Source organism: Thalassotalea litorea (assembly GCF_043642205.1).
Lineage (GTDB): Bacteria > Pseudomonadota > Gammaproteobacteria > Enterobacterales > Alteromonadaceae > Thalassotalea_A > Thalassotalea_A litorea.
On sequence record NZ_JBHZSG010000040.1, the window covers coordinates 25,334 to 33,476 of the forward strand.

Consider the following 8,143-nt stretch of genomic DNA (forward strand, 5'->3'; position numbering starts at 1 on the left):
AAGGTTGCAAATGTCATAATGAAGGCGACTTGACCTGTCGCCATCGTATCATGGCAAGTTATATTCGCTGTTTTGGTTTTATTTTTTGCTGGCGCAATCGGGCGAGTTGGGGATCTGTTCTTTGGTCATGGTTTGCCATTGCTGTGGATCATAGGCGTGGATAGCTAGGGCGTGAATATGATTGGCGAGTTCATCAGCTAACACCGCATTAATGGCCCGATGACGCTGCAGTAATCGCTGACCACTAAACTGCTCACTTACTACCACAACTTTAAAGTGAGATTCGCTGCCCTCGGGCACATTATGCATATAACTTTCGTTAATCACTTCAAGGTGCAGTGGTGACAATTGGGTGACAAGCTTTTGTTCAATCTGGGCTTTGATGCTCATTTCATTTACTCTTTATGATTCGCGCTTAGCTATATAATAAATCGGTGATTAAGCAATTAATCGATTTTAGGCGTTACCGGATTGACGATGGTGCGATAGGTCAGATTTATTCTGCCCTGCATCGGCTTTGCGGATTTAGGCAAACTATGCTGCCAATTTTCCTGCAATGTGCCAAACATCAGTATCAGGCTCCCCGATCTTAATAAGATTGTCTGTTTTTCGCCACTGATTTTGTGGCGCAGGCAAAACCTTCGTTGCTGACCTAAAGATACGCTGGCAATAATCGGATGCTCACCAAGAGCTTTTTCATCATCGCTGTGCCAGCCCATAGAGTCTTGGCCGTCACGATACCAATTGCCCAATACCGAATTAAACTCTGTCATTGCAACACTGCTCACGTCGTTGCGAACCTGCAATAAGGTCGGTGTCCAAAATTCGGGAATGAGATCTAACCCTGAATATCGATAGATGCTTTCGGGATTGCCATGCCAGGCCTGCAAGCGAGGGATCAATACTCGTTTGCCGAACATCGAGATTTTTTCCTGACGCCAGGCCATTTCCCGGGATAATTTGCTATAAATAGCTTTTGCTTTTAAATCGTTATAAAAATCAGGCAAAAACAGTAAATCATTGTCACAATAAAATTGTGCATGACGACCTCTTGGGTCGTCGTGCAAAAATCGCTGTAATTTTTTTAAAATCGCCATGGATTGCCTGTGGCATCTAGCTTTGATTAATGCGACAATAGCGTTATTGGTTAAGTTTTTAAAGAAAATTTAACGCCGTGCTTACAGGAATTGTGATGAATCAATTCACGTTTCTGTATTTAAGCAGTATCAAAACAAGAATAACTCGCTAAGCCAGTCTTATTAAGTACCTAAACCTCTCAGGCGCAGTACACAACGGTTCTGGTGTTAGCTTCACCACAACGAGAAAATAAAAACAAATGCTCAGCCCGTGCCTAAACCCGCAAAAAGCGGAAGGTTTATTGTTGAATCACGCTATGGATAGCATCGATGTTGCTACCCAGGCGGACTTGCTCGAGCTCGAACGTTACCCTGCCGCTCAGGTTAATCGAAGCCTGCAAGCATGGGACAGTGGTGATGAATATCTGTTAAAAATCCTCGCCGAACAATCCTTGATAACTCCTGATGATGCGCCAGCAAACATTGCGATTTTCAATGACAGTTTTGGAGCCCTTAGTTGCAGTTTAAGTCACCAGACGATTAGCTTTATCAGTGATTCTTTTGTGGCAACTCAAGGCTGTAAGGCCAACCTTGCCAATAATCTCCTGAATACGGATAACATCGAGTTTTTCGACAGCATTACCTTACCCGAGAAAAAAGTCGATATTGTGTTGGTAAAACTGCCAAAAATTAAAGCGTTTTTTCAATATCAGCTGCAGCAAATCCACAACCTCTGTCACGACAACACTCGCATCATCATTGCAGGTAAAGCAAAAGAGATACATACCTCAACATTAAAGTTGATAGAGCAGCAGCTTGGTGATTGCCAGACTTCTCTGGCCTGGAAAAAATCTCGTCTGATTTTTGTTAACAGAAATGCAAAATTGCAAACTCCCCTGCCCGAGCTAAAGCAATGGCAGTTGCCGGGCATTGACGCGTCAAACCTGACAATTAGCAACCACAGCAATGTATTTTCTCGAGACAATCTGGATATCGGAGCACGATTTATGATCGAGCATCTGCCAACCGTCAAAGCCGGAGCCAGAGTCGGCGATTTAGGTTGTGGCAACGGTGTTCTAGGCCTCTCATTGTTGCAACAGCAACCTGATATTTCAGTCAATTTTTTTGATGAGTCATTTATGGCCGTGGCATCTGCACGGATCAATATTGAACAAAATTTTCCCAAATTATCGTCCCAATGCAAGTTTCATTGGAACGATTGTTTAAACCAGGTTGAGGCATCGAGTCTTGACTTAATTTTATGTAACCCTCCTTTTCATCAACAACAGGCAGTCACTGATCATATCGCCTGGCAAATGTTTCAAGATTGTTATCAAGTCTTGGATGCAGGTGGTGAAGTCAGGATAATAGGCAACAGACAACTGGGGTACCACATTAAGCTAAAAAGGCTGTTTGGTAACGCCCGTGTTGTCTCGAGTAATAAGAAATTTGTTGTATTATCTGCGGTAAAATTATGAAACTAAAAAATCTCTTTATTATTGGTACAGTATTATTCACCTCTGCTTGCGCTGAAAAGACAGGCATGATTGAGTTGCACCCTGAGCTAATGAATACTCCGGCAAAAATTTATCAACAAAAAAGTGCCAAAATTTCGGTGACCGATAGCCGTGACAAAGGTCATATTGTCGAAGTGCTAAATATCGATCGCCCTTCTACAGTGATCGATTCATCCGCAGCATTGTCTAAGGTTTTAAATAACCAATTCAAAAACCAACTGAGTAATCAGGGCCTGGCCGTAGCAGACGAGAGCGACCTGAAAGTTATCTTCGACGTCGAGCGAGCTCGTACTTATGTAAACCAGGATGTATTGGATTATCGCGCCAACACCATTATTAAATTACAGGTAAAACTGGAAAATTCGGCGCAAACCATGTCGAAAACATTTACTTTACGCGCCACAAGTCGCGGTCCGTTAAATGCCAATATTGAAACCTTGCAACGTGATTTTAATACCCAATTGTCAAAGCTGATTGATCAGGTATTGGAAGATGAGCAGTTGCAGGAATTTATTAAAGGTTAAACGTTAATAAGGGTTACCTAATGAAAACAATGCGGAAGTTTTTAGTTGTCAGTTTATCTGCACTTACCCTATTGTCCGGGCAAATCGCTGCGCACCCGCAACCACAAGGCAAGGTTATTGCGGCAAATAACCTTTATCCGCAGATAAAAATGGAAACCAACAAAGGCGTGATTATCGTTGAACTGAATCGGGTAAAAGCGCCGATTGCGGTAAATAACTTTATCAATTACGTTATCCGTGGCGAGTACAACAACACCATATTCCATCGTGTGATTGAAGATTTCGTGGTTCAGGGCGGCGGATATGATAGCAAGCATATACCTCGTAAAAACGGTGAAGAAATTTACAACGAATCCGGTAATGGCCTGAAAAATGAAGTTGGTACGATAGCCATGGCCCGACAAAACGATCCCCATTCTGCCATTCGTCAGTTCTATTTCAATGTTAGCGACAACACCAGCTTAGACCCAGGCCGCAACTGGGGTTACACGGTATTTGGTTCGGTGACCTACGGCGAAGAGATAATACTGCAGATGTCTGCGGTTGAAACCGATTTCAACGAAGATTTAAACCTCGATGATGTCCCGGTTGAACCGTTAATTCTGATCAAAGCCACGTTAATGCCGGAAGATTATATTCACGAAGGCTAAAACCTTGGTGAACACGTATCGCAACCGATACTCCGGGTACGTGGCAGAAAACGTCACTTCGAGTACGCTGGTGTCATCAGCTCCGAGTTGCCGACATGGACGTTGGTATGCATAATTTGTCAGGAACCGAAATTCTGTACCCGCGACACAAAACATCGCTTCGAGTGAAAAGCAACCCCCTTCGCGTCATCCCCTGCCACGACAGGGAATCTATCACCATAAGACTGAACGGCGGCTTTGTGCCAATAGCCGCCTGTTAGCAATTGCTAATATACGCTGATTATAAATATAATTGCATAACACCTGATGCTGAGTATCAACTTAAAATCTCGAGGATTTCAAATCGTGAGTTGCGTCTCTCCATGCTTGATTGAATCTTTCATTAAATGCTAGAGCATCTTCTTCTCGACCTTGCATTTCTAAAGCCAACTTTAAACCAAGCAGTGAATAGCCGTTTTCAGGGTTTTTTCTTAAATCTTCCGCATAAACCACCTCCGCTTCCCTAGGAGCATTGGCATCTAAAAGCATTGCCCCCAAAAAGTGCCTAACAGGAAAATACCAATCGGGTGGCTCGTTGTATCTTATGCTGTCTTCAATCCTTACCGCCTGTTCTAGATGAGCAATACCTCGAAAAGTATCACCTTTGGCAAAGGTAATTTCTCCATCGACAATATTGTCCGCGATTGTTAAAAGCCTATACGACGTGGTTTCTTTAAGCTCGTGGGATTCTTCCATTTTGTCGATAATTGATTTCAGATTGGTCGCTTCTTCTGAAGCTTTCTCGAGATTACCAGTGTGGGTAAATGCTAAAGCTCTTCCGTAATGCCATACTCCCGTCATTAAAGAGGAGCCTGAGTCAGGCTTAGGCTCTTTTAACATATCGTCCCACAATCCGAATCGAACCATAACAAACATAGGTTGCGATAAGAACTTTTCGTAGAGTGCCCATACCCTGGGATTTGACGAAAGACCTGGAGGGACCTTTCCGACTATTTTTCTTGCAGCTGTCAATGCCTCTGCGGGCCGCCCCTGATTCATAGCTGACCAAGCCATAAAATGCACATTATGAGGATAGTAAATCAACGGGTATATCCCTTGGCTCTGACATTGAGTTATATACCTTTCGTCGGCCTTTGCAGCTTTTGCATTGGTATTGTACGAGTCTGTGAAACGTCCAACTCGCATATAAATGTGCGAAGGCATATGAACAATATGCCCTGCACCAGGCATAAGGTTTGCAATTACATCCGCATGTTTTTCAGCTAAGTTCGGGTGTGGGGATTCTACTAAATGGATAAAGTAATGAAGTGCGCCTGCATGTCTAGGGTTGATTTCTATAGCCGACTCTAATGCACCTTTCGCATCAATAATCCTTTTTTTGGGACTACCATCGGCATACCAGTAATCTCTGCCATATATGTTCATGAGTGAGGCTGCGTAAAGAGTATTAATGTCGGAATTATTGGGATGTTTTTGCACTAACGCTTCCATTGCATCAGCGTAATCGATATCTAGCTCCTTTCGCGTTACAGAATCGTCGTCGCTGTAACGTTTGGCCATAGCATTAATCAAGCCTTGCTCTAATTCTGTGACTTTTTCCTTGTGAGACAGAGCAAGTTGTATCGCTTTATATGCTCTAGGCTCAACTTCAGGAACCATTTTCAAGTTTAAATTCGGACCCAACACCATTGCCCATCCCCAGTAAGCCATCGCATTTTCAGGATCAAGCCTTGCCGACTCTTTAAACGACCTTAGTGCCTCGGAATGATTAAATGCGTAAGCTAAGCGTAACCCTTGATCAAAGAAAATCTGAGATTGTGGATTTTTCGTTGTGACCTTAAAATGATTGTCGCCCAGCCCTTCCAATAATGGAGCAATTTGACTTTCTGCGGTTAAAGGATCCGCATTTAAAGCTCTTGGATCATGAGCTCCAGCCCATGAATTTAAGGAAAAAGTTGTTGTTAAACATAATAAAACTGCGTTGAGAGGTATTCTCATGGTTATCACTTTTAGTTTAGGGATGAAATTAACAATAAAATTACAGTGAGATCAACACGTTCTTTTCGATTTAAAATATCGAAATTGGTATGTAAAAAGTATCGATAGAATAAAGATAGATATTGTACTTGGCTCAACGACCTGAGAGGAGGAGCGACTTTCTCTAATTGACGCGGCAAATAATGCTCTTTTTGCGTCGTCCGTTATCGCGATACCATACATTAATCCATCTTCAGTGATACCTTGTATAGCCTTTACAGACGTCCACCCCATTTCCTGAAAATCATCTCCTAAAAAATCACTTATCAGGAAATACCCTAATTCAACAGTAAAACCAAATGCTTGCTCGAAATCGCCATCATTGTAGATTCCATAAGCAAATCCGTCGTTAGTAATACCATAAAAATAGCTATTAAAACTGGTGTCGTAGCCAGCATCTAGGTCGAACGTATAAAGTAACATCGTTGTATTGTCATAAAACCAAGCGGTATCAGAGTTGCTGGAATAATTGGTAGAATAACCAATGACTTGTCCAGCCTCATTTTGGCCTAGAACGCTGGAATTCTGGCGTCCATCTGAATCTCTCGTGTACTCGCCATCATATATGCCGATTTTGGTAGTCACACCTTCACTGTATTGCCAGGCTGAGTATCCTGCAGAATCGCCATCACTAGAATATCTTGCAGAATCACCAGCCACTTGACCGGCCTCATTAAAAAAGTAGGCACTTGAAAATGATTCTCCATTAATATGCGTATGCTCTTCATCCTTTAGACCCAAGAGGACATGTTCACCTTCAGAATACAGCCACAGAGTGCTTCCTAAGTATGCATCACCTTGCCGGTATATTGCCGAATCACCTACTGCTTGTCCGGCCTCGTTAATGAATTGTACGGATGAACGCCGCCGATTCTTACTAGATGTATGATAGTCATCCAGCAAGCCTATGTTGATAGTAATGCCGTCCTTAAACAACCACGCTGAAGAACCGTTCTCATCCATTCCGTTGTATCTAGTGGAATTACCACCTGAGATGCCGGATTCAGTTAAAATATACGAAAATCCCCTCCTGAATCCATCAGACCGTGTATGATCTGAATCAAATAAACCAATCTTTATTGTCTCATCATCTTGATGCGACCAGAGAGTATTGCCTCCAGAACCAACACCTAAATAGGATTGCCCAACAACATCACCATTTTCATTTTGTGATAAGATCGTAGAGTATTGGAATCCGTTCTCATCAGTGTGTTCAGCATCTGTGTATCCTAGTTGAGTGTATTGCCCATTGTTGAATATCCACGCATGTGTACCATTAAAGTCGTTACCAACATACCTGTGCGTATTACCAGCAACTTGACCATTTTCATTTATAAAAGTAGACCTAGAGGTACTTGTTCCATCTAAAGCAGCGTATTCTGGGCCACTTAATCCAAGTATGTGCAGAGTTCCATCCTTAAACAACCACGCTTGATTTGAAACAGACCCATTAGAAAATAGGTAAGACGTATTACCTATTACGTGCCCGGAATTGTTGATATCAGTAACGAATGGAAAATCTGAATCTAGCGGGATATCCAAACCTATCGATTGTCTTGGGATAAGTGTCGTACCATGCTCATCGGCTACCCAGGCCGTGGCTCCGGACATGCTCCCATCTGGGTGCCATCTATTTGATCCACCAGCGACCAAACCATTGGAATTAATTGCCAGTGTGTAAATTTCGTTACTACCAGATATCGGATTTATGTGTTCATCTCCATAAACACCAATTCTGGTTGAAGAGCCGTTGCTATACACCCATGCTGATACATTGACTTGGACTTGATTACTTTGGTTTTCTCCGAATGCGGTTCGCGTTCCTGTTATGTAAGAGGTCTTGGCTACTTGCTCGATGAATGAATATTTAATAAAAGGTAGATTGGGTTCAGTTTCGCCGGTATCAACTTCTACCTTTCCTACCTCGTTTAAAGAATCTTCAACATAGATAAAAGCGCCTTTTGCCGGAAGTGCTAAAAATATAAAGGCAAGTGTGATTAAGATACATAGTTGTATATTCATACATTTCTCCGGAGTTTTCAGACCCCGAAATAGCATGAAGTGTGCCAGTATTTAATATAGTCGTATTTGTTGGTCTACGAGGTGGGTCGTAATTTTGATTTACTGCCAGTGTAAAATCCATTGACAATGTTTATCTAAAAAAACAAACGGATTGCGACACCTTTTTTCTATGAAATCTGCTAAAAATGAATTTTTACGAAGATAATTTTGAATGTCTGTTGCTCGCTCATCACGGTCATATGGTGTTAGTTAAAAAGTGCCAGATTAAGTCAACCAATTCATTTCAGAGCTATTTCTAGCCTGCAAGCAATTGTTAA

At 42.2% G+C, this 8,143-nt stretch carries 7 protein-coding genes; 3 read left to right on the plus strand and 4 right to left on the minus strand.

Translation table 11 applies throughout. The features are described 5' to 3' along the window. Positions 1-78: 78 nt before the first annotated feature. Together ACHUFQ_RS14185 and ACHUFQ_RS14190 are read right to left on the minus strand one after the other, a co-directional pair. Positions 79-390 (minus strand): BolA family protein, encoded by a 312-nt coding sequence (locus tag ACHUFQ_RS14185; protein WP_394176501.1) that lies wholly within the window; start codon positions 388-390, stop codon positions 79-81. A 56-nt stretch (positions 391-446) separates the two neighbouring features. Beyond that, a complete protein-coding gene (locus ACHUFQ_RS14190) occupies positions 447-1,097 on the minus strand; it encodes an alpha-ketoglutarate-dependent dioxygenase AlkB family protein (RefSeq protein WP_394176502.1) in 651 nt (216 codons plus the stop codon). A 296-nt stretch (positions 1,098-1,393) separates the two neighbouring features. Between ACHUFQ_RS14190 and ACHUFQ_RS14195 the strand changes: the two genes are divergently transcribed. Genes ACHUFQ_RS14195 through ACHUFQ_RS14205 form a run of 3 tightly spaced genes read left to right on the plus strand, consistent with a single transcriptional unit; the run spans position 1,394 to position 3,767 of the window. After that, positions 1,394-2,554, plus strand: coding sequence for a methyltransferase (locus tag ACHUFQ_RS14195; RefSeq protein WP_394176507.1), 1,161 nt, complete (start codon positions 1,394-1,396; stop codon positions 2,552-2,554). Then, positions 2,551-3,117: a YajG family lipoprotein gene (locus tag ACHUFQ_RS14200; RefSeq protein WP_394176503.1), complete on the plus strand. Its 567-nt coding sequence runs from the start codon at positions 2,551-2,553 to the stop codon at positions 3,115-3,117. Before ACHUFQ_RS14195 ends, ACHUFQ_RS14200 begins: the two co-directional genes overlap by 4 nt. Positions 3,118-3,146: 29 nt before the next feature. Further along, the gene (locus ACHUFQ_RS14205) at positions 3,147-3,767 is read left to right on the plus strand and encodes a peptidylprolyl isomerase (protein WP_394176508.1); all 621 of its coding nucleotides are present in this window, start codon (positions 3,147-3,149) and stop codon (positions 3,765-3,767) included. Positions 3,768-4,088: 321 nt separating this feature from the next. Here ACHUFQ_RS14205 and ACHUFQ_RS14210 read toward each other — a convergent pair whose 3' ends face one another. Together ACHUFQ_RS14210 and ACHUFQ_RS14215 are read right to left on the minus strand one after the other, a co-directional pair. Beyond that, the gene (locus ACHUFQ_RS14210; RefSeq protein WP_394176504.1) at positions 4,089-5,765 is read right to left on the minus strand and encodes a tetratricopeptide repeat protein; all 1,677 of its coding nucleotides are present in this window, start codon (positions 5,763-5,765) and stop codon (positions 4,089-4,091) included. A 51-nt stretch (positions 5,766-5,816) separates the two neighbouring features. Then, entirely contained in the window at positions 5,817-7,826 is a 2,010-nt protein-coding gene (locus ACHUFQ_RS14215) for a hypothetical protein (protein ID WP_394176505.1), read from the minus strand. Positions 7,827-8,143: the final 317 nt, after the last annotated feature.

Bases quoted from the DNA above. Each gene is read 5' to 3' on its own strand.
- ACHUFQ_RS14185 (WP_394176501.1), bottom strand. From the start codon at position 390: ATGAGCATCAAAGCCCAGATTGAACAAAAGCTTGTCACCCAATTGTCA.
- ACHUFQ_RS14190 (WP_394176502.1), bottom strand. From the start codon at position 1,097: ATGGCGATTTTAAAAAAATTACAGCGATTTTTGCACGACGACCCAAGA.
- ACHUFQ_RS14195 (WP_394176507.1), top strand. From the start codon at position 1,394: ATGGATAGCATCGATGTTGCTACCCAGGCGGACTTGCTCGAGCTCGAA.
- ACHUFQ_RS14200 (WP_394176503.1), top strand. From the start codon at position 2,551: ATGAAACTAAAAAATCTCTTTATTATTGGTACAGTATTATTCACCTCT.
- ACHUFQ_RS14205 (WP_394176508.1), top strand. From the start codon at position 3,147: ATGCGGAAGTTTTTAGTTGTCAGTTTATCTGCACTTACCCTATTGTCC.
- ACHUFQ_RS14210 (WP_394176504.1), bottom strand. From the start codon at position 5,765: ATGAGAATACCTCTCAACGCAGTTTTATTATGTTTAACAACAACTTTT.
- ACHUFQ_RS14215 (WP_394176505.1), bottom strand. From the start codon at position 7,826: ATGAATATACAACTATGTATCTTAATCACACTTGCCTTTATATTTTTA.